Here is a 26,192-nt window from a genome sequence, read left to right on the forward strand (position 1 = left end):
TCGCTCCTCGCGCTGGAGCCTCGGAGCGGCCCTGACCGGCGGGCGCGAGCGGGCCGATCCGGTGTCGGAGGCGCTGTGTAGTCTGGCCCTGTGTCAGATCCGGAACAGCCTACCCTCCTGCTCGTCGACGGCCATTCCCTGGCGTTCCGGGCGTTCTACGCGCTCCCGGTCGACAGCTTCCAGACCCGCGAGGGCCAGCACACCAACGCCATCCACGGCTTCCTCTCGATGCTGATCCTGCTGCTGAAGAACGAGAAGCCGACCCACCTCGGCGTCGCGTTCGACATCTCCCGCTACTCGTTCCGCACCCGCGAGTACCCGGAGTACAAGGGCACCCGCGGCGAGACGCCGCCCGAGTTCAAGGGCCAGGTCCCCCTCCTCGAGGAGGCGCTGCACGCCATGAACATCCGGACCGTCTCGAAGGAGGACTTCGAGGCCGACGACATCCTCGCGACGCTCGCGCGCCAGGGGGCCGAGGCCGGCTTCCGCGTGCTGGTCGTCTCGGGCGATCGCGACACCATACAGCTGGTGACCCCGGACGTCACCCTGCTCTACCCCTCCACCCAGGGCGTCTCGCAGCTCACCCGCTACGACCGCGACAAGGTGTTCGAGAAGTACGGCGTCGAGCCGCACCAGTACCCCGAGATCGCCGCCCTCGTCGGCGAGACGAGCGACAACCTGCCCGGCGTCGACAAGGTCGGCCCCAAGACGGCCGCGAAGTGGGTCAACCAGTACGGAACGGTCGCCGACATCATCGCCCACGCCGACGAGATCAAGGGCGTGGTCGGCGAGAAGCTGCGCGAGCAGAAGGAGAACGCGCTCCGCAACCGCCGCCTCAACCGGCTGGTGACGGACGTCGAGCTCCCCCTCGGCCCGCACGATCTGACGCGCCGCCCGATCGATCCCGACGCGGTCCGCGAGATCTTCAGCCGCCTCGAGTTCAAGACCCTGCAGGAGCGGGTCCTGACGATCGCCGCGGAGGAGGGCGTCGACGGCGCCGCCGCGGCCCTGGCGGGCGACGTGGTCACGACCTCCGCACCCGCCGTCCGCACCCTGGTCGACGAGGAGCTCGCGCACTGGCTCGACCGCGTGTCGGCGAAGGGCACCGCGCCCGTCGCCGTGCAGGTCCTGCTCGGAGCCGGCGGGCTCGAGGGTGTGGGTCTCGCGGTCGAGAAGGAGACGGCGTTCGTCCCGTGGGCCGCCGAGCGACCCGACTACACCGCGCTCGAGCAGTGGCTGGCCGGGCCCGCCCCCAAGTACTTCGCCGACGCGAAGCCCCAGATCAAGGCGCTGCGGAGGGCCGGACTCCCCGTCGCGGGGCTCGCGTTCGACACCCGCGTCGCCTCCTGGCTGGTGCAGCCCACCGGGCACCCGGCCACGCTCGCGGCGCAGGTCGCGCAGCACCTCGACGAGACCATGGCGCAGGGCGACCCGAACCAGCTGGTCCCCACCGTCGAGCCGATGGGGCCCGCCACCGAGGCCTGGTACGCGTACCGGCTCGTCGCTCCGCTGCGCGAGCGGCTGGGCGAGGGGATGCTCTCGGTGCTCGTCGACATCGAGCTGCCGATCGTCCAGGTCCTCGCGACGATGGAGCTCACCGGCGTCGCGATCGACGCCGACGTGCTGGCGCGCCTCCGCGCCGAGCTGACCGTCTCGGCCGCCGACCTCGCGAGCCGCGCGTTCGCGGAGATCGGCCACGAGATGAACCTCGGCTCGCCCAAGCAGCTGCAGCAGGTCCTCTTCGAGGAGCTCGACATGCCGCGCACCCGGGCCACGAAGACGGGCTACACCACCGACGCCTCCGCCCTCGCCGACCTGCAGGAGTCCCACCCGCACCCGTTCCTCGGGCTGCTCCTCGAGCACCGCGACGCGACCAAGCTCAAGCAGATCATCGAGACGCTCGAGAAGTCGGTCACCGCCGACGGCCGGATCCACACCAGCTACGACCAGACCGGCACGGCCACCGGCCGGATCTCCTCCAACGACCCGAACCTGCAGAACATCCCCGTCCGCAGCGAGGTGGGCCGCCGCATCCGCACCGCCTTCGTCCACGGAGCGGACGCGAGCACCCTCCTCACCGCCGACTACTCGCAGATCGAGATGCGGATCATGGCGCACCTCTCCGGGGACGCCGGGCTGATCGAGGCCTTCCACTCCGGCGAGGACCTGCACCGCTTCGTCGGATCGCGGATCTTCGGCGTCGATCCGGGCGACGTCACCTCGGCCATGCGCAACAAGGTCAAGGCGATGTCGTACGGCCTCGCCTACGGCCTGAGCGCCTTCGGCCTGTCGAAGCAGCTGCGCATCTCGAGCGCCGAGGCGAAGCAGCTGATGACCGACTACTTCGTCCGCTTCGGCGCGGTGCGCGACTACCTCCGCAGCGTCGTCGAGCAGGCCCGCGAGACCGGCTACACCGAGACGATCTTCGGTCGCCGGCGTCCCTTCCCCGACCTGCAGAGCGCGAACCGCGTCCTCCGCGACAACGCCGAGCGGGCGGCGCTCAACTCGCCGATCCAGGGCTCGGCCGCCGACATCATGAAGCGCGCGATGATCGGCGTGCAGGCCGACCTCGACGAGCAGGGGCTCGGCTCGCGGATGCTCCTCCAGGTGCACGACGAGCTGATCTTCGACGTCGCCCCCGGCGAGGAGGAGTCGCTCGAGGCGGTCGTCCGCGGCCGGATGGCGGGTGCCGCCGACCTGAGCGTCCCGCTCGAGGTGCAGGTGGGCCACGGATCCGACTGGGACGTCGCCGCGCACTGAGCCGGCCGCAGGGCCTGGCTAGGCTCGGAGGCATGAGCACCGACACCCCCCGCGAGCCCACCGCCGTCGACGCCGTCGCCGAGCGCTGGGTCGACACGCTCGTCGACCTCGACCCCACCCTCGGCACCGCGATCGGACGCAGCGGCGCGAACGGCCGTCTGGGCGACTACTCGCCGGCCGGTCTCGAGCAGGCCCGGGCGGCGACCGCCTCGGCCCTCGCCGAGCTCGAGGCCGCCGACCCCGTGGACGACGTCGACCGCGTCACGGCCGCCGACCTCGGCGCCGAGCTCCGGCTCTCCCTGGAGGGGCACGACGCCGGTCTGCCGCTGCGGGACCTCAACGTGATCGCGTCCCCGGCGCAGGAGCTGCGCGACGCCTTCGACCTGATGCCGACGGACGAGGTCGCCGACTGGGAGGCGGTCGCCGAGCGGCTGCTGGCCGTGCCGGCCGCCCTCGAGGGCTACGCGGAGACCCTGCGCGAGGGGATCCGCACCGGCGTGGTCCCCGCCCGCCGCCAGGTCGAGCTCGTCGCCGAGCAGGCGCGGAAGATCGCCGCTCCCCGCGGGTTCTTCGCCGAGCTGGCCGCGGAGGCCGCTCCCGCCGCCGGATCCCTGCCCGCGTCGCTCGCTCAGCGGCTGGAGGACGGCGCCCGCCGTGCCTCGGCCGCCTACGGGTCGCTCGCGCAGTTCCTCCGGGGCGAGCTCGCCCCCGCCGCGACCGAGCAGGACGCCGTCGGCCGGGAGCTGTACGCGCTGCACTCCCGCCGCTTCCTCGGCGCTGTCGTCGACCTCGACGAGACCTACGAGTGGGGGATCGAGGAGCTGGCCCGCATGACGTCCGAGCAGGAGGCGATCGCGCGCGAGATCCTGCCCGGCGCCTCCGTCGCCGAGGCGATCGCCCACCTCGAGGCGGACCCGGCCCGCACTCTGCACGGCGTCGACGCTCTGCAGGCGTGGATGCAGGAGACCAGCGACCGCTCCGTCCGCGAGCTCGCCGGCACCGCCTTCGACATCCCGGAGGAGGTGCGCCGCCTCGAGTGCAGGATCGCGCCGACCCAGGAGGGCGGCATCTACTACACCGGTCCGAGCGACGACTTCTCGCGCCCAGGGCGGATGTGGTGGTCGGTCCCGGCCGGAGTCACCGAGTTCGCCACCTGGCGGGAGCTGACCACGGTCTACCACGAGGGCGTCCCGGGCCATCACCTGCAGATCGGCCAGGCCGTCCACAACCGCGCCCGCCTCAACACCTGGCGCCGTCAGCTCGCCGGGACCTCCGGCCACGCCGAGGGCTGGGCGCTCTACGCGGAGCGGCTGATGGAGCGCTTCGGCTACCTCGACGACCCGGCCGACCGCCTGGGCATGCTCGACGGCCAGCGGATGCGCGCGGCGCGCGTCGTGCTGGACATCGGCGTGCACCTCCAGAAGCCGATGCCGGGCTCCGGCACCGTCTGGACCGCCGAGTCGGCCCTCGACTTCATGCGGGCCAACGTGAACATGGACGACGCGTTCGTGCGCTTCGAGGTGAACCGGTACCTCGGCTGGCCGGGGCAGGCTCCGTCCTACAAGATCGGGCAGCGGATCTGGGAGCAGCTGCGCGACGAGGCGGAGGCGCGCGAGGGCGCCGCGTTCTCGCTCGCGGCCTTCCACCGGAGGGCGCTCGACCTCGGCGGCGTCGGTCTCGACACCCTCCGCTCCTCCCTCGCCGGCTGACTCCGGAACCCGCGCCTGGACGGGCGCGGCGAGATTGCCGTGCGCCTCCCGGGGCGTCTAAGCTGGGGTGTCACATCTGTGGCGCCGCCGTGCCCGCGGCGCGCGAGGAAGGCCGGTCCTCCGGCCGGCCGAGCGCGGCTCCCGGGCCGGAGGCACATCCCTCACCACCGCAGTGGTCACCACTCCGCCGAGCCGCGAGGCCCGCAGGCGGCCGCCGCCCGAGACCCATCCATCCTGGAGCATCCCTTAATGACAACCGCAACGACCGACAAGGCAACCAAGCAGGTCGCGATCAACGACATCGGGTCTGCTGAAGACTTTCTTGCCGCGGTCGAAAAGACTCTGAAGTTCTTCAACGACGGAGACCTCATCGAAGGCACCGTCGTGAAGATCGACCGCGACGAGGTCCTCCTCGACGTCGGCTACAAGACCGAGGGCGTCATCCCCTCGCGCGAGCTCTCCATCAAGCACGACGTCGACCCCTCCGAGGTCGTCAACGTGGGCGACAGCGTCGAGGCCCTCGTCCTCCAGAAGGAGGACAAGGAGGGTCGCCTGATCCTGTCCAAGAAGCGTGCGCAGTACGAGCGTGCGTGGGGCGACGTCGAGAAGATCAAGGAGTCGGACGGCGTCGTCACCGGCTCGGTCATCGAGGTCGTCAAGGGCGGTCTCATCGTCGACATCGGCCTCCGCGGCTTCCTCCCGGCCTCGCTCATCGAGCTGCGCCGCGTCCGCGACCTCACGCCGTACCTCGGCCAGGAGATCGAGGCGAAGATCCTCGAGCTCGACAAGAACCGCAACAACGTGGTCCTGTCGCGTCGCGCGCTCCTCGAGCAGACCCAGTCCGAGAGCCGCACCACGTTCCTGAACAACCTGCACAAGGGTCAGGTCCGCAAGGGCGTCGTGTCGTCGATCGTCAACTTCGGTGCGTTCGTCGACCTCGGCGGGGTCGACGGTCTCGTCCACGTCTCCGAGCTCTCCTGGAAGCACATCGAGCACGCCTCCGAGGTCGTCGAGGTGGGCCAGGAGGTCACCGTCGAGATCCTCGAGGTCGACCTCGACCGCGAGCGCGTGTCGCTCTCGCTCAAGGCGACCCAGGAGGACCCGTGGCAGGTCTTCGCCCGCACCCACGCGATCGGACAGGTCGCGCCGGGCAAGGTCACGAAGCTGGTCCCGTTCGGTGCCTTCGTCCGCGTCGCGGACGGCATCGAGGGCCTCGTCCACATCTCCGAGCTGTCGGGCAAGCACGTCGAGCTCGCCGAGCAGGTCGTGTCGGTCGGCGAAGAGGTGTTCGTCAAGGTCATCGACATCGACCTCGACCGTCGCCGCATCTCCCTCTCGCTCAAGCAGGCGAACGAGAACGTCGACCCCGAGGGCACCGAGTTCGACCCGGCGCTCTACGGCATGGCCACGGAGTACGACGACCAGGGGAACTACAAGTACCCCGAGGGCTTCGACCCCGAGACCAACGAGTGGCGCGAGGGCTTCGAGTCGCAGCGCGAGGCCTGGGAGCAGGAGTACGCCGCTGCTCAGGCGCGCTGGGAGGCCCACAAGGCCCAGGTGGCCAAGTCGCAGGAGGAGGCGGCCACCGTCTCCGAGGGCGTCTCGGTCGGCGCCGGCTTCACCAGCGAGTCGACCACCGGCGGCACCCTCGCCGACGACGAGTCGCTCGCCGCGCTCCGCGAGAAGCTGTCCTCGAACAACTGATCGCGAGCACATCGCATTGAACGGCCGGTCCCCTCGGGGGCCGGCCGTTCGGCGTTCCGGGCGACGGCGCTGGGTAGGGTGGCCGGGTGCATCTCGTCGCCCTCACCGGAGGCATCGCCTCGGGCAAGTCCACCGTCGCCCGCCGTCTCGCCGAGCACGGAGCGGTGGTGGTCGACGCCGACGTCCTCGCGCGCGAGGTCGTCGAGCCGGGGGAGCCGGCGCTGGCGGCGATCGCCGAGCGCTTCGGCCCGTCCGTGATCCGCGCGGACGGCGCGCTCGACCGCCCGGCGCTCGGCGCGATCGTCTTCTCGGACGCGGCGGCCCGCGCCGACCTCAATGCGATCACCCATCCGGCGGTGACGCTCCGCTCGCAGCGGCTGTTCGCGGAGGCCGCCGAGGCGGACCCGGCCGCGGTGGTCGTCTACGACGTCCCCCTCCTCGCCGAGGGCCGTGGAGCGGGGGAGTTCGACGAGGTGGTCGTCGTGCACGCGCCGCAGCACCTCCGCATCGAGCGTCTCGTCGCCCTCCGGGGACTGACCGAGGAGGAGGCTCGTGCGCGGGTCTCGTCGCAGGCGAGCGACGAGGAGCGCCTCGCCCTCGCCGACGTCGTGATCGACTCCTCCGGCACGCTGGAGGAGACGCTCGCTCGGACCGACGCGCTGTGGGAGCGTCTCGCCCGCTGACGGTCCGTCCCGGCCACCCGCCCTCGTGGCCGAGCGGCCCGGCCGGAGAGCGCACCCCGTTCGCCGCCAGCGCACGCGCCGTCCGGTGTCGGTGGTCGCGGCTACGCTTCGAACCATGGAGCCAACCCGTGCCGTGCACCCGTTCGAGGTCATCAGCGAGTACAAGCCGAGCGGTGACCAGCCCGGCGCGATCGCCGATCTGAGCGCCCGCATCAACGCCGGCGAGACCGATGTCGTCCTGCTGGGCGCCACCGGGACCGGCAAGTCCGCGACCACGGCCTGGCTCGTCGAGGCCGTGCAGCGTCCCACGCTCGTGCTCGCGCACAACAAGACCCTCGCCGCGCAGCTCGCCAACGAGTTCCGCGAGCTGTTCCCCAACAACGCCGTCGAGTACTTCGTCTCGTACTACGACTACTACCAGCCCGAGGCCTACGTCCCGCAGACCGACACCTTCATCGAGAAGGACAGCTCGGTCAACGCCGAGGTCGAGCGGCTGCGCCACTCCACCACGAACTCGCTCCTGAGCCGCCGCGACGTGATCGTGGTGTCGACCGTCTCCTGCATCTACGGCCTCGGCCAGCCCGAGCAGTACCTCGAGGCGATGGTGGCGCTCCAGGTCGGCCAGCGGGTCGACCGGGACCGCCTCATCCGCAAGTTCGTGTCGATGCAGTACGCGCGCAACGACGTCGACTTCGCCCGCGGCACCTTCCGAGTGCGGGGCGACACGATCGAGATCATCCCGATGTACGAGGAGCTCGCGATCCGGATCGAGATGTTCGGCGACGAGATCGAGGCGCTCTACACGCTCCACCCGCTCACCGGCGACATCGTCCGGAAGCTCGACTCCGTGTCGGTCTTCCCCGGCTCGCACTACGTCGCCAGCCAGGACGTCATGCACCGTGCGATCGACACCATCCAGCAGGAGCTCGAGGTGCGCCTGGCCGACCTCGAGAAGCAGAACAAGCTCCTCGAGGCGCAGCGCCTGCGGATGCGCACGACCTTCGATCTCGAGATGATGCAGCAGATCGGATTCTGCTCCGGCATCGAGAACTACTCCCGCCACATCGACGGCCGCGAGTCGGGCGAGGCCCCGCACTGCCTGCTCGACTACTTCCCGGACGACTTCCTCGTCGTGATCGACGAGTCGCACGTGACGGTGCCGCAGATCGGTGCGATGTACGAGGGCGACGCGTCCCGCAAGCGCACGCTGGTCGAGCACGGCTTCCGCCTGCCCTCGGCGATGGACAACCGGCCCCTGAAGTGGGAGGAGTTCAAGTCGCGCGTCGGTCAGACCGTCTACCTCTCGGCGACCCCGGGCCGCTACGAGATGGGCATCGCCGACGGCATCGTCGAGCAGATCATCCGCCCGACCGGCCTGATCGACCCCGAGATCGTCGTCAAGCCGACGAAGGGCCAGATCGACGACCTGCTCGAGGAGATCAAGCGCCGCACCGAGCGCGACGAGCGCGTGCTCGTCACGACGCTGACGAAGCGCATGGCCGAGGAGCTCACCGACTTCCTCACGGAGGCCGGCGTCCGGGTCCGCTACCTGCACTCCGACGTCGACACCCTGAGGCGCGTCGAGCTCCTCTCGGAGCTGCGAGCGGGCGTGTACGACGTCCTGGTCGGCATCAACCTGCTGCGCGAGGGGCTCGACCTGCCCGAGGTCTCGCTCGTGGCGATCCTCGACGCCGACAAGGAGGGCTTCCTCCGCTCGTCCACGTCGCTCATCCAGACGATCGGCCGTGCGGCGCGCAACGTCTCGGGCGAGGTCCACATGTACGCCGACAAGGTGACGGACTCGATGCGGCTCGCGATCGACGAGACCGACCGCCGACGCGAGAAGCAGGTCGCCTACAACCTCGACCACGGCATCGACCCGACGCCGCTGCGGAAGAAGATCGCCGACATCACCGACGCCCTCGCCCGCGAGGGGGCCGACACCGCCAAGCTGCTCGCCGGGCGCGACGCCAAGAAGAAGAGCCCGACGCCGAACCTGCGCCGTCAGGGTCTCGCCGCGAACGGCGGCAACGACCTCGAGGCGATCATCTCCGACCTCAACGGGCAGATGCTCCAGGCGGCGGGCGAGCTCAAGTTCGAGCTCGCGGCCCGGCTGCGGGACGAGGTCCAGGAGCTCAAGCGCGAGCTCCGCCAGATGGAGAAGGCCGGGCACCTGTCCTGATCGGGGGCGCTGATCCGCAAGGGGAGGGGCCCGCGGATCAGCGCCCAGCGAACGCCACGGGCGATGTCGGTGGCTCCGCATACACTTTCGGAGTGTCGATCCTGAACGCCGTTACGGACCCCTCCTCCACCCCCTCTCCCTCCTTCCACCGCTTCGTCTCCTCGCTCGACGAGTCGTCCTCGAAGCTGGTGGTGAGCGGCGCGCGGGTGCACAACCTGCAGAACGTCGACCTCGAGATCCCGCGCGACTCGATGGTGGTGTTCACCGGTCTCTCGGGCTCGGGCAAGTCCTCCCTGGCCTTCGACACGATCTTCGCGGAGGGCCAGCGGCGCTACGTCGAGTCCCTCTCCGCGTACGCCCGCCAGTTCCTCGGGCAGGTGGACCGGCCGGACGTCGACTTCATCGAGGGCCTCAGCCCCGCGGTCTCGATCGACCAGAAGTCGACGAACCGCAACCCGCGCTCGACCGTCGGCACGATCACCGAGATCTTCGACTACATGCGTCTGCTGTGGGCGCGCATCGGCGTCCCGCACTGCCCCATCTGCAGCGAGCGGATCTCCGCGCAGACCGTGCAGCAGATCGCCGACCAGCTGATGGAGCTCGAGACCGGTACCCGCTACCAGATCCTCAGCCCCGTCGTCTCCCAGAAGAAGGGCGAGTTCGTCGACCTCTTCAAGGAGCTGACCGCGGGCGGCTACTCCCGCGCCATGGTGGACGGGAAGCTCGTCCAGCTGAGCGAGCCGCCGGTGCTCAAGAAGCAGTACAAGCACGACATCTCCGTCGTGGTCGACCGGCTCGTGGCCGGCCCCGACATCCTCGGGCGCCTCACCGACTCGCTCGAGACGGCCCTGCGGCTCACCGACGGCATCGTGCAGATCAACTACGTCGACGGCGAGGGCGACGGCGCCTGGACCACCTACTCCGAGAAGCTGTCCTGCCCCAACAACCACCCGATCTCGCTGACCGAGATCGAGCCGCGGACCTTCTCCTTCAACGCGCCGTTCGGCGCCTGCCCGGAGTGCTCGGGCCTCGGCACGCGCATGTCGGTCGACGACGAGCTGCTGCTCGGCGACCCCGACCTGAGCATCGCCGAGGGCGTCATCATCCCCTGGACCACCCAGGGCAAGGGCTTGTTCCAGTACTACGAGAAGCTGCTCGACGGCCTCTCCCGCGACCTCGGCTTCACGCTCACCACCCCGTGGAAGCGCCTCAGCACCGAGGTGCAGCAGGCCGTCCTCCACGGCGACAACTTCGAGGTCAAGGTCAAGTGGAAGAACCGCTACGGCCGCGAGATGAGCTACACCTCGGGCTTCGAGGGCGTCGTGCCCTACATCGAGCGCCAGTTCGTCCAGGCCGAGACCGACGTCCAGCGCACCCGCTGGTCCGAGTTCCTCCGCGAGGTGCCCTGCCCCGTGTGCAAGGGCTCCCGCCTCAAGCCCGAGGTGCTCGCCGTGCTCGTGCACGGGGCGAGCATCGCGGACGTGGCCGACCTCAGCCTCGGCGACGCCCAGGACTTCATGAGCCGGCTCGAGCTGACCGACCGCGAGGCGCACATCGCCGCGCAGGTGCTGCGCGAGATCCGCGCGCGCATCGACTTCCTCATCGAGGTCGGGCTCAACTACCTCAACCTCTCGCGCGCCGCCGCCTCCCTGTCGGGCGGCGAGGCGCAGCGCATCCGCCTGGCGACCCAGATCGGCTCCGGGCTGACCGGCGTGCTCTACGTGCTCGACGAGCCGAGCATCGGCCTCCACCAGCGCGACAACCGCCGCCTGATCGACACCCTCATCAAGCTGCGCGACCTGGGCAACACGCTGATCGTGGTCGAGCACGACGAGGACACCATCCGCACCGCCGACTGGATCGTCGACATCGGCCCGGGCGCCGGGGTCAACGGCGGCAAGGTCGTGCACTCCGGCTCCTACGAGTCGCTGCTCGAGAACACCCACTCGCTCACCGGCGACTACGTCTCGGGCCGCAAGGCGATCGAGGTCCCGAAGAAGCGGCGGAAGATCGACCGCAAGCGGATGATCAAGGTCGTCGGGGCGAACGCCAACAACCTCCGCAAGGTCGACGCGGAGTTCCCGCTCGGCACGTTCGTCGCGGTCACCGGGGTCTCCGGCTCCGGCAAGAGCACCCTCGTGAACGACATCCTCTACCGCGTGCTCGCCAACCAGCTCAACGGCGCCCGCAAGGTGCCGGGCAAGCACACGCGCGTCACCGGCCTCGAGAACCTCGACAAGGTCGTGCACGTCGACCAGAATCCGATCGGCCGCACGCCGCGCTCGAACCCCGCCACCTACACGGGCGTGTTCGACCGCATCCGCAACCTCTTCGCCGAGACCACCGAGGCGAAGGCGCGGGGGTACCTGCCCGGCCGCTTCAGCTTCAACGTCAAGGGCGGCCGCTGCGAGGCCTGCTCGGGCGACGGCACCATCAAGATCGAGATGAACTTCCTGCCCGACGTCTACGTCGCGTGCGAGGTCTGCGGGGGAGCGCGCTACAACCGCGACACCCTGACCGTGCACTACAAGGGCAAGAACATCGCCGAGGTGCTCGACATGCCGATCGCCGAGGCGGCCGACTTCTTCGAGCCGATCACGGCGATCCACCGCTTCCTCCGCACGCTGGTGGAGGTGGGCCTCGGCTACGTCCGCCTCGGGCAGAGCGCGACCACGCTCTCCGGCGGCGAGGCGCAGCGCGTCAAGCTGGCGACCGAGCTCCAGCGCCGCTCCAACGGCCGCAGCGTCTACGTGCTCGACGAGCCGACGACGGGCCTGCACTTCGAGGACGTCCGCAAGCTCCTCCTCGTCCTCAACGGCCTGGTCGACAAGGGCAACACGGTGATCACCATCGAGCACAACCTCGACGTCATCAAGTCGGCCGACTGGCTGATCGACATGGGTCCCGAGGGCGGCGCCGGCGGCGGACAGGTGGTCGCGGTGGGCACCCCCGAGCACGTGGCGAAGGTCGAGGGCAGCCACACCGGCATGTTCCTCGCCGAGATCCTCGGCTGACGCGAGCGAGAGGCATGGCGCAGACAGTCGACTTCCGGCCGAAGCCGGGGGAGATCCCGACCCTCCCGGGCGTGTACCGCTTCACGGACGCCCGGGGGCGGGTGCTCTACGTGGGCAAGGCCAAGAACCTCCGCGCGCGGCTGAGCAACTACTTCGCCCCGCTGCCGAGCCTGCACGAGCGCACCCGGCGGATGGTCACCTCGGCCTCCGGCGTCGAGTGGACCGTCGTCGGCACCGACGTCGAGGCCCTGCAGCTCGAGTTCACCTGGATCAACGAGTTCGATCCACCCTTCAACGTCAAGTTCCGCGACGACAAGTCCTACCCCTACATGGCGGTGACGCTCGGCGACGAGGCCCCGCGGGTGATGGTCACGCGGAACGCCAAGATCAGGAAGGCCCGCTACTTCGGGCCCTACCCCAAGATCTGGGCGATCCACGAGACGATCGACCTGATGATCAAGGCGTTCCCGATCAGGACCTGCAACGACTCCAACTACAAGCGCGCCATGCAGAGCGGCAAGCCCTGCTTCGCGTCGCAGATCGGCCGCTGCGGCGGGCCCTGCTCCCACCGCGTCACCTTCGCCGAGCACCGCGAGATGGTCGACCGCTTCATCGCCTTCATGGGCAGCCACGACCGCCGGATGATCGGCGAGCTCGAGAAGGAGATGCGCGAGGCCGCGGCGGCGATGGAGTACGAGCGCGCGGGGAAGCTGCGCGATCAGGCCGCCGCCCTCGACGCGGTCCTCGCCAAGAGCGCGGTCGTGCTCAAGGACAACGTGGACGTCGACCTCTACGCGATCGTCCACGACGAGCTCGCCGCCTCCGTGCAGCAGTTCCGGGTCCGCGGCGGGCGCATCCGCGGCGAGCGGGGCTGGGTCGTCGACAAGGAGCTCGACATGAGCACGGCGGAGCTCGTCGACACGGCGCTCCAGGCCGCCTACGAGACCGGCGACGTCCCGCCCCGGGAGGTCGTCGTGCCGGAGCTGCCCGAGGACACCGAGGCGCTCGAGGAGTGGCTGAGCGGACTGCGCGGCACGAACGTGCGCCTCCGAGCGGCCCAGCGCGGAGACAAGGCCGCCCTCCTCGAGACGGCGACGCAGAACGCGAAGCACTCGCTGATGCTCTACAAGACCCGCCGCTCCGCCGACTTCACCGCTCGGACGCAGGCTCTGGAGGACATCCGCGACGCCCTCGGCATGAGCGAGGCGCCGCTCCGGATGGAGTGCTACGACGTCTCCCACCTCAGCGGCACCAACATCGTCGCCTCGATGGTGGTCTTCGAGGACGGGCTCGCGCGGAAGGACCAGTACCGTCGGTTCTCCATCGCGGAGTCGACGGACGACACCGAGTCGCTGCACCAGGTGCTCACCCGCCGCCTCGCGTACCTCCGCGAGCCGGTCGAGCCCGCGGCGGTCGACCCCGAGACCGGCGAGGCCAAGCGGCGCAAGTTCTCGTACCCCCCGCAGCTGCTGATCGTCGACGGCGGCCAGCCGCAGGTCGCAGCCGCGCAGCGCGCGCTCGACGAGTCCGGGGTGACCGGCATCACCCTCTGCGGGATCGCCAAGCGCCTCGAGGAGATCTGGCTGCCGGACTCCGACTTCCCCGTCATCCTGCCGCGCAACAGCGATGCGCTCTTCCTCTTCCAGCGCATCCGCGACGAGGCGCACCGCTTCGCGATCACCCACCAGAGGACGCGTCGCAAGCGCGACATCTCGTCGCAGCTGGCCGAGGTGCCCGGGCTCGGAGGGACGCGAGTTCGCGACCTGCTGAAGCACTTCGGATCCGTCGCCCGGCTCCGCGAGGCGGGCGAGGCCGAGATCGCCGAGGTCAAGGGCATCGGCCCGACGCTGGCGGGCGCGATCCACGCGCACCTGCATCCGGACGGGTCCGCCGTCGGGGGCACGCCCTAGGCTGGAGGCCCGCGCTCCGGGGGAGAGCGGCCGGTGCCCGGCACCGAGGACACGAGCAGACACGAGCACGGAGAGCGCATGAGCACGGAGAGCGAGCAGCAGGACGTGCTGATCGTCACGGGGATGTCCGGAGCGGGCCGGTCCACGGCCGCGAACGCGCTGGAGGACCTCGGCTGGTACGTCGTCGACAACCTGCCGCCGCAGATGCTGCGCCCGCTGGTCGACCTGGCGCAGCGTGCGGGGGACACGCTGCCGAAGATCGCGGCGGTCGTCGACGTCCGCGGACGCGACTTCTTCGAGGACCTCGGCGACATCGTCCGCGAGCTGCGCGCCGGGGTCGACCTCCGAGTGGTGTTCCTCGAGGCCACCGACGCCGCGCTCGTCCGTCGCTTCGAGCAGGTGCGCCGTCCGCACCCGCTGCAGGGCCGGGGGACCCTCCTCGACGGCATCTCCGCCGAGCGGACGCGCCTCGCTCAGCTGCGGGAGTCGGCCGACATCGTCATCGACACCTCGGATCTCAACATCCACCAGCTGGCCACCAGCATCACCGAGCGCTTCGCCGAGGCCGGCCGCGCGGGCCTCCAGGTCACGGTGATGAGCTTCGGCTTCAAGTACGGGCTGCCGACGGACGCCGACATGGTGGCCGACGCGCGGTTCCTGCCGAACCCGTACTGGATCCCGGAGCTGCGTCCGCACACGGGTCTCGACGAAGAGGTGAGAGACTACGTGCTGGCCCAGCAGGGCGCCGAGGAGTTCATCGACTCCTACTCCCGGGCCCTGCGCCCCGTGCTCGACGGCTACCAGCGCGAGAACAAGCGCCACGCGACCATCGCGATCGGCTGCACGGGAGGCAAGCACCGCTCCGTCGCGGTCGCGGGCCGTGTCGCGGCCCGTCTGGCCGAGCTGCCGGGCGTCGCCGTCAACGTGGCGCACCGCGACCTCGGCCGAGAATGATCCCCGCGCGCTCAGCCGCGCACCCGACGTAAGGAAGACTCCGTGGCCCTCACCGCAGACGTCAAGGGCGAACTGGTCGCGATCGTCTCGCGCAAGAACACCGTCCGTGCCGCCGAACTGGCGACCATCCTCCGCTTCTCCGGAGGACTGCACATCATCTCCAACCGCCTCGCGGTCGAGGTCGAGCTCGACTCCGCCCCGCTCGCGACCCGCGTGCGCCGCGACCTCGCCGAGCTGTACGGCGTCCGCAGCGAGGGCAGCATCGTCTCGGCCGGCGGATCCCGGAGGACCACGAGCTGGCTGGTGCGCGTCGTCGAGGGCGGGGACACCCTCGCCCGGCAGACCGGCCTCCTCGACCAGCGGGGCCGGCCCGTCCGCGGCCTGCCCAACCGCCTCACGACCGGCTCCCGCGAGGAGCTCGCCGCCCTGTGGCGCGGCGCCTTTCTCGCCCAGGGCTCGCTGACCGACCCGGGCCGCTCCGCGGCGCTCGAGATCATCTGCCCCGGCAACGAGGCGGCCATGGCGATCGTCGGAGCCGCCGGACGCCTGGGAGTCCAGGCCAAGTCCCGCGAGGTGCGCGGCGTCCACCGGGTCGTCATCCGCGACGGCGAGAGCATCAGCGCGATGCTCACCCTGATGGGCGCGACCGCGACCGTCGCGAGCTGGGAGGAGCTGCGCCAGCGCCGCGAGGTGCGGGCGACCGCGAACCGCCTCGTCAACTTCGACGACGCGAACCTCCGCCGCTCCGCCCAGGCCGCCGTCGCGGCGTGCGCCCGCGTCGAGCGCGCGATGGAGATCCTGGGCGACGACATCCCCGAGCACCTCCGCTACGCCGGGCGCCTGCGCCTCGCGCACCGCGACGCGAGCCTCGACGAGCTCGGCCACCACGCCGATCCGCCGATGACGAAGGACGCCGTCGCCGGCCGCATCCGCCGCCTCCTCGCGATGGCCGACAAGCGCGCGTCCGACCTCGACATCCCGGGCACCGACGCGAACCTCCCGGCAGAGCTGCAGGACCTGTAGGCCCGGCCGCACGGCGCGCCCCGCCCGGCGAACGCTGAGTGTCTCCTGGTCGAACAACGCAAGCCCTCCGAACGCGGAGGGGCCCCCTCGCTAGACTGATCGGGTCGCTCAGGACACTCCCGGCCCTCCTCCTCCGCCTCGCGGAGGACGCCGAGACGCCGGCGGGTCGCACGGGAGCGACGACCACGAACAGGAGATCGCACATGGCTGACTACACGCTCGCCGAACTGCCCTACGACTACTCGGCCCTCGAGCCGAACATCAGTGGGCGGATCATGGAGCTCCACCACGACAAGCACCACGCGACGTACGTGGCCGGGGCGAACACCGCCCTCGCCTCGCTGCAGGAGGCTCGCGACAGCGAGAACCTCGCGAACGTGAACAAGCTCCAGAAGGACCTCGCCTTCAACCTCGCCGGTCACGTGAACCACACCGTGTTCTGGAACAACCTCTCGCCGGACGGCGGCGACAAGCCCGTCGGCGAGCTCGCCGCGGCCATCGACGACAACTTCGGGTCGTTCGACAAGTTCCGCGCCCACTTCACCGCCTCGGCCCTCGGCATCCAGGGCTCCGGCTGGTCGATCCTCGCCTGGGACTCGCTCGGCGAGAAGCTCATCATCGAGCAGCTCTACGACCACCAGGGCAACCTCGCCGCGGCGACCGTCCCGGTCCTCCTCCTCGACATGTGGGAGCACGCCTTCTACCTCGACTACGTCAACGTGAAGGCCGACTACGTCAAGGCGTTCTGGAACATCGTGAACTGGGCCGACGTCTCCGCGCGCTTCGAGAAGGCCCGCGAGAAGACTTCGGGCCTGCTGCTACTGTCGTAGCGATCTCGGCGTCCCGGGCCCCGCGTCCGGGACGCCCTGTCGTCGGCTTCCACCCCTCCACTGCACCGTCGAGGTGCCTTTCCTCACCAGGAGATATCTGTGTCCGTCAAGATCGGCATCAACGGCTTCGGCCGTATCGGCCGTAACTTCTTCCGTGCAGCCCTCGCCAAGGGCAGCGACCTCGAGATCGTCGCGGTCAACGACCTCACCGACAACAAGGCCCTCGCGCACCTCCTGAAGTACGACTCCATCACGGGCCGCCTCGACGCGACCGTCGAGCTCGACGGCGACCGCATCGTCGTCAACGGCAAGCCGATCATCGTCCTCGAGGAGCGCGACCCCGCGAACCTCCCCTGGGGCGAGCTGGGAGTCGACGTCGTCATCGAGTCGACCGGCCGCTTCACCAAGTCGGAGGACGCGCGCAAGCACATCACCGCGGGTGCCAAGAAGGTCATCGTCTCCGCTCCCGCCACCGGCAGCGACGTCGCGACCCTGGTCCTCGGCGTGAACGAGAACACCTACGACCCCGCGACGCACGACATCATCTCGAACGCGTCCTGCACCACGAACTGCCTCGCGCCGCTCGCCAAGGTGCTGCTCGACAACTTCGGCATCGAGCGCGGCCTGATGACCACGGTCCACGCGTACACCGCCGACCAGAACCTCCAGGACGGCCCGCACAGCGACCTGCGTCGCGCCCGTGCCGCCGCCGTCAACATCATCCCGACCTCGACCGGTGCCGCCAAGGCGCTCGGCCTGGTCATCCCGGAGCTCGTCGGCAAGCTCGACGGCTACGCCCTCCGCGTCCCGGTCCCGACCGGCTCGATCACCGACCTCACCGTCGAGCTGACCAAGCCCGCCACCGTCGAGGAGATCAACGCGGCGTACAAGGCCGCCTCCGAGGGAGACCTCAAGGGCATCCTCAAGTACACCGAGGACCCGATCGTCTCGAGCGACATCGTGACCGACCCGCACTCGTCGATCTTCGACGCGGGCCTCACGAAGGTCATCGGCAGCCAGGTCAAGGTCGCCTCCTGGTACGACAACGAGTGGGGCTACTCCAACCGCCTCGTCGACGTCACCGAGTTCGTCGCCGGCAAGCTCTAAGGGCTGCGCGCAGTGACGCTCCGCACTCTGGACTCACTGGGCTCCCTCGCAGGCAAGCGCGTCGTCGTCCGCTGCGATCTGAACGTCCCCCTGAAGGACGGAACGATCACGGACGACGGCCGCGTGCGCGCGTCGGTGCCCACGCTCCAGCGTCTGGTCTCCGAGGGCGCCCGAGTCGTGGTCGTGAGCCACCTCGGGCGCCCCGAGGGGAAGCCCGAGGCGAAGTACAGCCTCGCTCCCGTCGCCGCCCGCCTCGGCGAGCTGCTCGACGCTCCGGTGGCCTTCGCCGAGGACACCGTCGGGGAGGCGGCCTCGGCCGCCGTCGACGCCCTCGAGGACGGCCAGGTCGTCGTCCTCGAGAACCTCCGGTTCAACGCCGGCGAGACGAGCAAGGACGAGGCCGAGCGCCGCACCTTCGCCGAGAAGCTGGCCGCCTACGGCGACGCCTTCGTCTCCGACGGGTTCGGCGTCGTGCACCGCAAGCAGGCGAGCGTCTACGAGCTCGCCGAGCTTCTCCCCAGCGCCGCCGGCACGCTGATCGCGGCCGAGCTCGAGGTGCTGGAGCGGCTCACCGAGAAGCCCGAGCGCCCCTACGCGGTCGTCCTCGGCGGCTCGAAGGTCTCGGACAAGCTCGGCGTGATCGAGCACCTGCTCCCGAAGGTCGACTCGATCCTCATCGGCGGCGGAATGCTCTTCACCTTCCTCAAGGCCCAGGGCCACGAGGTCGGCGCCAGCCTGCTGGAGGCCGACCAGGTCGACACCGTGCTCGGCTACCTCGCGACGGCGAAGGAGCTGGGTGTGGAGATCGTCCTGCCGACGGACGTCGTCGTGGCGTCGGAGTTCGGCCCCGACGCCGAGCACCAGGTCGCCTCGGCCGACGCGATCGAGGGCACGCCCTTCGGTGAGAAGGGCCTCGGCCTGGACATCGGACCGGACACCGCCGCGCACTTCGCCGAGATCATCGCGGCGTCCAGGACGGTGTTCTGGAACGGCCCCATGGGCGTCTTCGAGCTCGAGCCGTTCGCGGCGGGCACCAAGACCGTCGCGCAGGCGCTCACCGAGGTCGACGGTCTCAGCGTCGTCGGCGGAGGCGACTCCGCCGCGGCTGTCCGCGCCCTCGGGTTCCGCGACGACCAGTTCGGCCACATCTCGACGGGAGGCGGAGCGAGCCTCGAATTCCTCGAGGGCAAGCGCCTCCCCGGACTGGAGGTCCTCGGATGGTAGACACCGCCGCCCGCACCCCGCTCATCGCCGGCAACTGGAAGATGAACCTGGACCACCTCCAGGCCATCGCCTTCGTGCAGAAGCTGGCGTGGAGCCTCAAGGACGCCGATCACGACTTCGACGGCGTCGAGGTCGCGGTGTTCCCGCCCTTCACGGACCTCCGGCCCGTGCAGATCCTCGTCGACTCGGACAAGCTGCCGCTCAAGTACGGCGCGCAGGACGTCTCGAAGTTCGACAGCGGCGCCTACACCGGTGAGATCTCGGGTCAGTTCCTGAAGCAGCTCGACTGCGACTACGTGATCGTCGGCCACTCGGAGCGTCGCACGCTCCACGGCGAGACGGACGCGGACATCGCCGCCAAGTCGGCCGCGGCCGTCAATCACGGCGTCGCTCCGATCATCTGCGTCGGCGAGACCGCGGAGGACCTCGAGAAGCACGGCCCGTCGGCCGTGCCGGTCGCCCAGCTGAAGGAGGCCCTCACCGGCCTCCCCGCGGACGCCGACCTCGTCGTCGCCTACGAGCCGGTCTGGGCCATCGGCTCCGGACAGGCCGCGACGCCCGAGCAGGCCCAGCAGGTCTGCAAGGCGCTCCGCGGAGTCGTCGCCGACGTCCTCGGCGCCGACACCGCCGCGAAGACCCGCATCCTCTACGGCGGCTCCGTGAAGTCCGGCAACATCGCCGGCTTCATGCGCGAGCCCGACGTCGACGGAGCACTCGTCGGAGGCGCCAGCCTCCAGGTCGACGAGTTCGCGGCGATCGCGCGATTCCGGAACCACGTCGGGGTCTGAGCTGCTGCGACGAGAGGGCGGGCCCATCGGGCCCGCCCTCTCGTCGTCCACGCCGCTCCCTGCGCGGCGTGGCGCGGTCGGCTTCGCGACGGGGCGCGGTTCCGGGAGCGGGATGCGTCCGGCTACGTCGATCCGCTCGGACGCGGATCGCCGGTTCGCCTCGGAGATCCCACACCGGCATCACGCGTTGGCCGGTCCGGTGCCGTCAGCTCCTCGCGGGGTGCCCTCCGAGAGCGTGGCGCGTTCGGCTCGATCGGTCCGCTGGTACGTGGATCACAGGCTCGCGGTCCGGCGACTGAAGAGGTTGTCGAGGGCACCGCGACGAGGCCACCCGCTCCGCCCCTCGACGGACACTCGTATACATCGCCCCGAACACGGGACGACGCATTCCTCGCGGATTCGCAGGCGCCGTTATACTCGTCGGGGCGCGCAACGCGCCAGAACTTCGAAAGGTACCGCGTGGACATCCTCCAGGTCGTGCTCCAGGTCATCCTGGGCATCACGAGCCTCCTGCTCACCATGCTGATCCTGCTCCACAAGGGGCGCGGCGGCGGACTGTCCGACATGTTCGGGGGCGGAGTCACCTCCAACCTCGGCGCGTCGGGCGTCGCCGAGCGCAACCTGAACCGCATCACCGTGATCCTGGGCGTCGTCTGGCTGGCCTGCATCGTGGTGCTCGGACTCATCACCAAGTTCACCACCGGAGCATAGGGGTACTCGCAATGGCATCAGGCGGCAGTGCAATCCGCGGTTCGCGCGTCGGCGCAGGACCCATGGGCGAGCAGGACCGGGGCTTCCACGCGGAGCGCGTCGCGGTCTCCTACTGGGACGCTCTCGGCAACGAGACGGTGCGCCACTTCTCGGCGGCCCTCCCCGAGGACGAGATCCCCGAGGTGATCGACTCGCCGCAGTCCGGTCTCCCCGCTGGCCGCGACCGGGCGAACCCGCCGCAGGTCGCGAAGACCGAGCCCTACAAGACGCACCTCGCCTACGTGAAGGAGCGCCGCACCGAGGCCGAGGCGGCTCAGCTCCTCGAGGAGGCGCTGCAGCAGCTGCGCGCCCGACGAGGCACCGCGACCCCGTCCTGATCCTCACCGGACGACGAACGACGGAAGGCCCGCCCCCTCGGGGGACGGGCCTTCCGTCGTTTCCGGACCGTGCTCAGTAGCTCGGAGCGATGAGCGACTCGGGGACCTCGGCCGCTGCCTCCTGGTCGACGAAGAACACCGTGCGCTTGCGGCCGAACGCGCCCGACGCGGGCACCTCGTTCGTGCTGGCACCCGCGAGCGCGAGGCCCAGGGCCGAGGCCTTGTCGGCGCCGGCGAGCACCATCCAGATGCGGTCCGACTGGTTGATCAGCGGCAGCGTGAGGGTGAGGCGCTCGGGCGGCGGCTTCGGCGAGTTGCGGACAGCGAGGACGCCGGGCGTCGTGGAGCGGATCGCGGAGCGCTCGGGGAACAGCGACGCGATGTGCCCGTCCGGCCCGACGCCGAGGAAGGTGATGTCGAAGCGCGGGTAGTCGCGCCCCTCGGAGGCGTGCTCGCGCAGCTCCGCGTCGTAGGCAGCGGCGGCGCCGTCGAGGTCCAAGCCCTCGTCCGAGGCCGGGTAGGAGTGCACGTTCGCCGCCGGCACATCGAGGACGCTGAAGAGGTCCCCGGCCTGGACGTCGTTGCGGTCCTCGTGGCCGCGGGGCACCCAGCGCTCGTCGCCCCACCAGAAGTGCACGCGCGACCAGTCCACGTTGCCGGCGGCGGAGGAGGAGCCGATCTCCTTGAGCGTGGCGGCTCCCATCGTCCCTCCGGTGAGCACGACGTTCGCCGAACCCAGGTCGTCGAGGACGTCGATCGTCTTGGTGAGGAACCGGGCGGCGACCGAGCCGGCGAGGGTCTGCTTGTCGCGGTGGACCAGCACGCGGCGTTCGGTGGTCATCTCAGGGGACTCCTTCGGGTTCGGGTGCCGATCGGCGGGGTTCGGCTCCGTGTCGGGAAGCTCTGAGGTGTGGGCGCCCTGGACGGGCGCCCACACCTCAGGAGGCGCTGCGGGCCTCGGCCTTCTCAGTGAGCATGTCGACCCCGCGCGAGATCACTTCACCGTACAGGTCATCCGGGTCGAGTCGGCGCAGCTCCTCCGCCAGGCAGTCCCGGAGGCTGCGGCGGGGGAGCGAGATGTCGTGGACCGGCTGATCGGGCTGAGTGAGCGTCGCGACGTTGGGCACCGAGCGCTCGAGCTCGATCACTCCGGAGTCGCGGATGAGCCGCACGCCGTGGATCCCGCTGGACCCGGTGGCGCTGATCGTGAGCTCATGGTCGACGGGGATGTCGAGCTCGAGCTGCAGCCAGGCGGCGAGCAGGATCGTCGAGGGCGAGTCGGCCGCGCCCGAGACCTCGACGGCCGTGATCGGCTCGTAGGGCGGCTGGTCGAGCACGGCGGCGAGCTGCGCGCGCCAGAGGGTGAGGCGGGTCCAGGCGAAGTCGGTGTCGCCGGGGGCGTAGGTGGAGGCGAGGTGGTGCAGCGCCCCCGCCGGGTTCGACTGGGCCGACGCGTCGGTGATCCGCCGGGTGGCGATCCGGCCGATCGGGGACGCGGAGGCGTTGTCCGGAGCGCTGTTCGGCCACCAGGCCACGACGGGGGCGTCGGGGAGGAGCAGGCCCGTGACCAGGCTCTCCTCGTCCTCGGCCGCGTCCCCGTAGGGACGGAGCACGACGACCTCGCTCGCGCCGGCGTCGCCTCCGACCCGGATCTGCGCGTCGACCCGCGCCGTCGCGTCGACCGGGACCGTGGTGGTGCCGTCGTCTTTCGAGACCACGATGACGCGCATCGGGTGCTCGCGGGACGCGTCGTTCGCGGCTTCGATGGCCTCCTCCTCGTGACCCCGGGAGGTCGCGATGATGAGGGTGAGGACGCGGCCGAGGGCGACGGCGCCGCCCTCCTCGCGGATCTTGACGAGGGCCTTCGAGACCTCGCTCGTCGTGGTGTCGGGCAGATCGACGATCATGGACGCCTCCAGGTGCGGCCGTCGCGGGCGAGGAGCTCGTCGGCGGAATCGGGGCCCCAAGTTCCGGGGCGGTACTGCTCGGGCTGGCCCTGCGTGGCCCAGAACTCCTCGATCGGGTCGAGGATCTTCCAGGACAGCTCGACCTCCTCGTGCCGGGGGAAGAGCGGCGGCTCGCCCAGGAGGACGTCGAGGATGAGGCGCTCGTACGCCTCGGGGCTCGCCTCGGTGAACGCGTGGCCGTAGCCGAAGTCCATCGTCACGTCGCGCACCTGCATGCCGGCGCCGGGCACCTTCGAGCCGAATCGCATGGTGACGCCCTCGTCGGGCTGGACCCGGATGACGAGCGCGTTCTGGCCCAGCGACGTGGTCTGGCTCTCGGCGAAGAGCTGCTTCGGTGCCCGCTTGAACACGACCGCGATCTCGGTGACGCGGCGGCCGAGGCGCTTGCCGGCCCGCAGGTAGAACGGCACGCCGGCCCAGCGTCGGGTGCCGATGTCCAGGCGCATGGCGGCATAGGTCTCGGTGGTCGAGGTGGGGCTCATGCCGTCCTCCTCGAGGAAGCCGAGCACCTTCTCGCCGCCCTGCCAGCCGCCGGCGTACTGCCCGCGGGCGGTCGCGGTGGAGAGGTCGGCGGGGAGGCGGACGGCCGCGAGGACCTTCTCCTTCTCCGCACGGAGGTCGGCCGCGTCGAACGAGATCGGCTCCTCCATGGCGGTCAGGGCGAGCAGCTGCAGCAGGTGGTTCTGGATGACGTCGCGCGCCGCTCCGATGCCGTCGTAGTAGCCCGCGCGCCCGCCCACGCCGATGTCCTCGGCCATGGTGATCTGCACGTGGTCGACGTAGTTCGAGTTCCAGAGCGGCTCGTACATCATGTTGGCGAAGCGGAGGGCCAGGATGTTCTGGACCGTCTCCTTGCCGAGGTAGTGGTCGATCCGGAAGACGGAGTCGGGCGGGAAGACCGACTCGACGACGTCGTTCAGCTCGCGAGCCGTCTTCAGGTCGCTGCCGAACGGCTTCTCGATGACGACGCGGCGCCACTGGCCGTCCTTCTGCTCGGCGAGGCCGGAGCTGCGCAGCTGCTCGGTGACCTGCGGGAAGGACTTCGGGGGGATCGAGAGGTAGAAGGCGAAGTTGCCGTTCGTGCCGCGCTCGCGGTCGAGGTCGTCGACGGTCGTCTTCAGGCGGGCGAACGCCTCGGGGTCGTCGAACTCGCCCTGCACGAACCGGATGCCCTGCGCGAGCTGCGCCCAGACCTCCTCGTGGAACTCGGTGCGGGCGTGCTTCTTCACGGAGTCGTGGACGACCTGCTCGAAGTCCTGGTCGTCCCAGTCGCGCCGGGCGAATCCGACGAGGGCGAAGCCGGGAGGCAGGAGGCCGCGGTTGGCGAGATCGTAGACCGCGGGCATGAGCTTCTTGCGGGAGAGGTCGCCGGTCACGCCGAAGATGACGAGGCCGCTGGGCCCGGCGATCCGGTTCAACCGGCGGTCGAAGCTCAACCTCAGCGGGTTGAACTCGGGGGTGATGTCCACAGACATGTGCAGTGTCCTTCTGTGTGCCGGTGGGACCGGCGCACTGCTATCGGTGAGGGAGGGGGAGGAGCGGGCGGGCCCGGCTGCTGCCCCGGGAAGTGGTCGCGGGACGACCGCGGGCACGCCGCCGCGCGCTCGAGAGCGCAGCGGCGGCGTGCCCGTCGGATCAGGTGTTGAGGGCCTCGAAGAGCGCCTCGAGGTCGGCCTCGGGTTCGGTCAGCGTGAGGGTCAGCACCGGCCGGCCGTGCTCGGCGAGCACGCTCGCGTCGCCGGCGGCCTGCGCCAGGATGAGCTGGCCGAAGGTGAACGGGCTGTCCGGGATCTCGAGGTCCACGTCGGAGCGCTCGGTGATCTGGAGGAACACGCCGGTCGGCGCCCCGCCCTTGTGGTACTGCCCGGTCGAGTGCAGGAAGCGCGGGCCCCACCCGAAGGTGACGGGGCGCTGGGCCTGCGCGGCGAGGAGGTCGCGCACGCCCTCGAGCTGCGGGAGCGCGAGGCGGTCGACGTACGCCTGGATCGAGACGTAGCCGCCGTCGCCCAGCTGCGCGAGGAGGCGGTCGACAGCGGCGGCGACGGTCGAGACGCCCTCGGTGACGCTGCTGCTGCCGGTGACCTCGATGCCCGCGTCGGTGAACGCGGGCGCCTCGGGCTCGGGGCGCTTCTCGAGCAGGGCCCGGGTCGCGACCTTCGCCGACTCGACGTCGGGCTGGTCGAACGGGTTGATGCCCAGGAGGCGACCCGCGACGGCGACGGCGTACTCCCACGTCAGCATCTGAGCGCCGAGCGAGCCGGAGAGGAGGATCTCGCCCTCGTGGCGGTCGCGCGGGAACAGGTGCAGCGCCGTGGCGTCCTCGACCAGGCGGACGACCTGCACGTCGGGCAGGTCCTCCGAGAGCTCGGGGGCCAGCGTGCCGAGGACGACGGGGAGGATGCCCGTGCCGTCCTTGCCGGTGGACTCGGCGATGAGCTGCTCCGCCCAGTCGGCGAAGCCGACGATGTCGGTCCCGTCGGCGACGATCGCGAGCTTGTCGCGGCGCGGGCTGGTCGCGGCGATCGCCGCTCCGAGGATCAGGCCCGGGTTCTCGGGGGAGTCCACGGCGAGCCCGAGGGAGGCCTCGGCCGCCTCGTCGAGGAGGGCCTCGATGTCGGCGCCGGCGAGCCCGGACGGCACGAGGCCGAACGCGGAGAGCGCCGAGAAGCGCCCGCCGATGTTCGGGTCGGCGTTGAACACGCGGTAGCCGGCCTCGCGGGAGGAGGTGTCCAGGGGCGAGCCCGGGTCGGTCACGATGACGATGCGGTCGAGCGGATCGATGCCCGCCTCCGTGAACGCCTTCTCGTAGGCCTTCTTCTGGCTCGCGGTCTCGACGGTCGAGCCGGACTTCGAGGAGATGACGACCGCGGTCGACGCGAGCCGGTCGTTCAGGGCCGCGAGCACCTGGCCGGGCGCCGTCGAGTCGAGCACGGTGAGCTCGACGCCGGCGGTGCGGGTGATGACCTCGGGCGCGAGCGAGGAGCCGCCCATGCCGCCGAGGACGATGTGGTCGACGCCCTTGGCCTGGAACTCCTCGCGCAGGGCGAGGATCTGGGGGATCAGGGGGCGGGAGACGGTGGTCGACTCGGTCCACCCGAGGCGCTTGGCCGCCTCCTCCTCCGCCGCGGCGCCCCACAGGGTGGGGACCTGGGCGGTGATGCCGGACGCGACCTCGTCGGCGACGAGCTCCGGGACGACGCGGTCGACGGCCTTCTCGGCGTCTCCGCTGACGTGGATCTGGATGGCCAT

General features: G+C 70.5%; 19 protein-coding genes. 15 read left to right on the forward strand and 4 right to left on the reverse strand.

What is annotated here, in order from left to right:
• The first annotated feature begins 90 nt into the window (after positions 1 to 90).
• The 15 genes from polA to C5C29_RS11495 all read left to right on the forward strand — a co-directional run bounded on the left by polA (position 91) and on the right by C5C29_RS11495 (position 20,976).
• Entirely contained in the window at positions 91 to 2,760 is a 2,670-nt protein-coding gene (gene polA / locus C5C29_RS11425; RefSeq protein ID WP_104221893.1) for a DNA polymerase I, read from the forward strand.
• A gap of 32 nt (positions 2,761 to 2,792) precedes the next feature.
• Positions 2,793 to 4,469 carry a DUF885 domain-containing protein gene (locus C5C29_RS11430; RefSeq protein WP_104221895.1) on the forward strand — a complete coding sequence of 559 codons (1,677 nt, stop codon included), beginning with the start codon at positions 2,793 to 2,795 and terminating at the stop codon, positions 4,467 to 4,469.
• 249 nt (positions 4,470 to 4,718) lie between these two features.
• Complete coding sequence (rpsA, locus tag C5C29_RS11435) at positions 4,719 to 6,173, forward strand: 30S ribosomal protein S1 (protein WP_104221897.1); 1,455 nt, start codon at positions 4,719 to 4,721, stop codon at positions 6,171 to 6,173.
• Positions 6,174 to 6,259: 86 nt separating this feature from the next.
• On the forward strand, positions 6,260 to 6,856 hold the full coding sequence (gene coaE / locus C5C29_RS11440; RefSeq protein ID WP_104221899.1) for a dephospho-CoA kinase: 597 nt from the start codon (positions 6,260 to 6,262) through the stop codon (positions 6,854 to 6,856).
• 115 nt (positions 6,857 to 6,971) lie between these two features.
• Entirely contained in the window at positions 6,972 to 9,038 is a 2,067-nt protein-coding gene (gene uvrB / locus C5C29_RS11445) for an excinuclease ABC subunit UvrB (RefSeq protein WP_104221901.1), read from the forward strand.
• Positions 9,039 to 9,226: 188 nt separating this feature from the next.
• The gene (gene uvrA / locus C5C29_RS11450) at positions 9,227 to 12,052 is read left to right on the forward strand and encodes an excinuclease ABC subunit UvrA (RefSeq protein WP_244229661.1); all 2,826 of its coding nucleotides are present in this window, start codon (positions 9,227 to 9,229) and stop codon (positions 12,050 to 12,052) included.
• A 14-nt stretch (positions 12,053 to 12,066) separates the two neighbouring features.
• A complete protein-coding gene (uvrC, locus tag C5C29_RS11455) occupies positions 12,067 to 13,962 on the forward strand; it encodes an excinuclease ABC subunit UvrC (RefSeq protein ID WP_104221903.1) in 1,896 nt (631 codons plus the stop codon).
• 78 nt (positions 13,963 to 14,040) lie between these two features.
• Complete coding sequence (gene rapZ, locus C5C29_RS11460) at positions 14,041 to 14,916, forward strand: RNase adapter RapZ (protein WP_097166020.1); 876 nt, start codon at positions 14,041 to 14,043, stop codon at positions 14,914 to 14,916.
• Between the two features lie 42 nt (positions 14,917 to 14,958).
• Positions 14,959 to 15,939, forward strand: a complete 981-nt coding sequence (gene whiA / locus C5C29_RS11465; RefSeq protein WP_104221905.1) for a DNA-binding protein WhiA — start codon at positions 14,959 to 14,961, stop codon at positions 15,937 to 15,939.
• 203 nt (positions 15,940 to 16,142) lie between these two features.
• The gene (locus C5C29_RS11470) at positions 16,143 to 16,769 is read left to right on the forward strand and encodes a superoxide dismutase (protein WP_104221907.1); all 627 of its coding nucleotides are present in this window, start codon (positions 16,143 to 16,145) and stop codon (positions 16,767 to 16,769) included.
• A gap of 99 nt (positions 16,770 to 16,868) precedes the next feature.
• Positions 16,869 to 17,876, forward strand: coding sequence for a type I glyceraldehyde-3-phosphate dehydrogenase (gene gap, locus C5C29_RS11475; RefSeq protein ID WP_104221909.1), 1,008 nt, complete (start codon positions 16,869 to 16,871; stop codon positions 17,874 to 17,876).
• A 12-nt stretch (positions 17,877 to 17,888) separates the two neighbouring features.
• Positions 17,889 to 19,100, forward strand: coding sequence for a phosphoglycerate kinase (locus tag C5C29_RS11480; protein WP_104221911.1), 1,212 nt, complete (start codon positions 17,889 to 17,891; stop codon positions 19,098 to 19,100).
• Positions 19,094 to 19,888, forward strand: coding sequence for a triose-phosphate isomerase (gene tpiA, locus C5C29_RS11485; RefSeq protein ID WP_104221913.1), 795 nt, complete (start codon positions 19,094 to 19,096; stop codon positions 19,886 to 19,888). Before C5C29_RS11480 ends, tpiA begins: the two co-directional genes overlap by 7 nt.
• 459 nt (positions 19,889 to 20,347) lie before the next feature.
• Positions 20,348 to 20,599, forward strand: coding sequence for a preprotein translocase subunit SecG (secG, locus tag C5C29_RS11490; protein ID WP_104221915.1), 252 nt, complete (start codon positions 20,348 to 20,350; stop codon positions 20,597 to 20,599).
• Between the two features lie 11 nt (positions 20,600 to 20,610).
• Complete coding sequence (locus tag C5C29_RS11495) at positions 20,611 to 20,976, forward strand: RNA polymerase-binding protein RbpA (RefSeq protein ID WP_055791968.1); 366 nt, start codon at positions 20,611 to 20,613, stop codon at positions 20,974 to 20,976.
• 73 nt (positions 20,977 to 21,049) lie between these two features.
• Here C5C29_RS11495 and pgl read toward each other — a convergent pair whose 3' ends face one another.
• The 4 genes from pgl to C5C29_RS11515 form a co-directional block, all read right to left on the reverse strand.
• A complete protein-coding gene (gene pgl, locus C5C29_RS11500; protein ID WP_104221917.1) occupies positions 21,050 to 21,817 on the reverse strand; it encodes a 6-phosphogluconolactonase in 768 nt (255 codons plus the stop codon).
• A 97-nt stretch (positions 21,818 to 21,914) separates the two neighbouring features.
• Entirely contained in the window at positions 21,915 to 22,883 is a 969-nt protein-coding gene (locus C5C29_RS11505; protein ID WP_104308402.1) for a glucose-6-phosphate dehydrogenase assembly protein OpcA, read from the reverse strand.
• Positions 22,880 to 24,418: a glucose-6-phosphate dehydrogenase gene (gene zwf / locus C5C29_RS11510; RefSeq protein ID WP_104246802.1), complete on the reverse strand. Its 1,539-nt coding sequence runs from the start codon at positions 24,416 to 24,418 to the stop codon at positions 22,880 to 22,882. Before zwf ends, C5C29_RS11505 begins: the two co-directional genes overlap by 4 nt.
• A 160-nt stretch (positions 24,419 to 24,578) precedes the next feature.
• Entirely contained in the window at positions 24,579 to 26,192 is a 1,614-nt protein-coding gene (locus C5C29_RS11515; RefSeq protein WP_104273121.1) for a glucose-6-phosphate isomerase, read from the reverse strand.

It is taken from the genome of Rathayibacter sp. AY1H2 (assembly GCF_002931985.1).
Taxonomy (GTDB): Bacteria; Actinomycetota; Actinomycetes; order Actinomycetales; family Microbacteriaceae; genus Rathayibacter.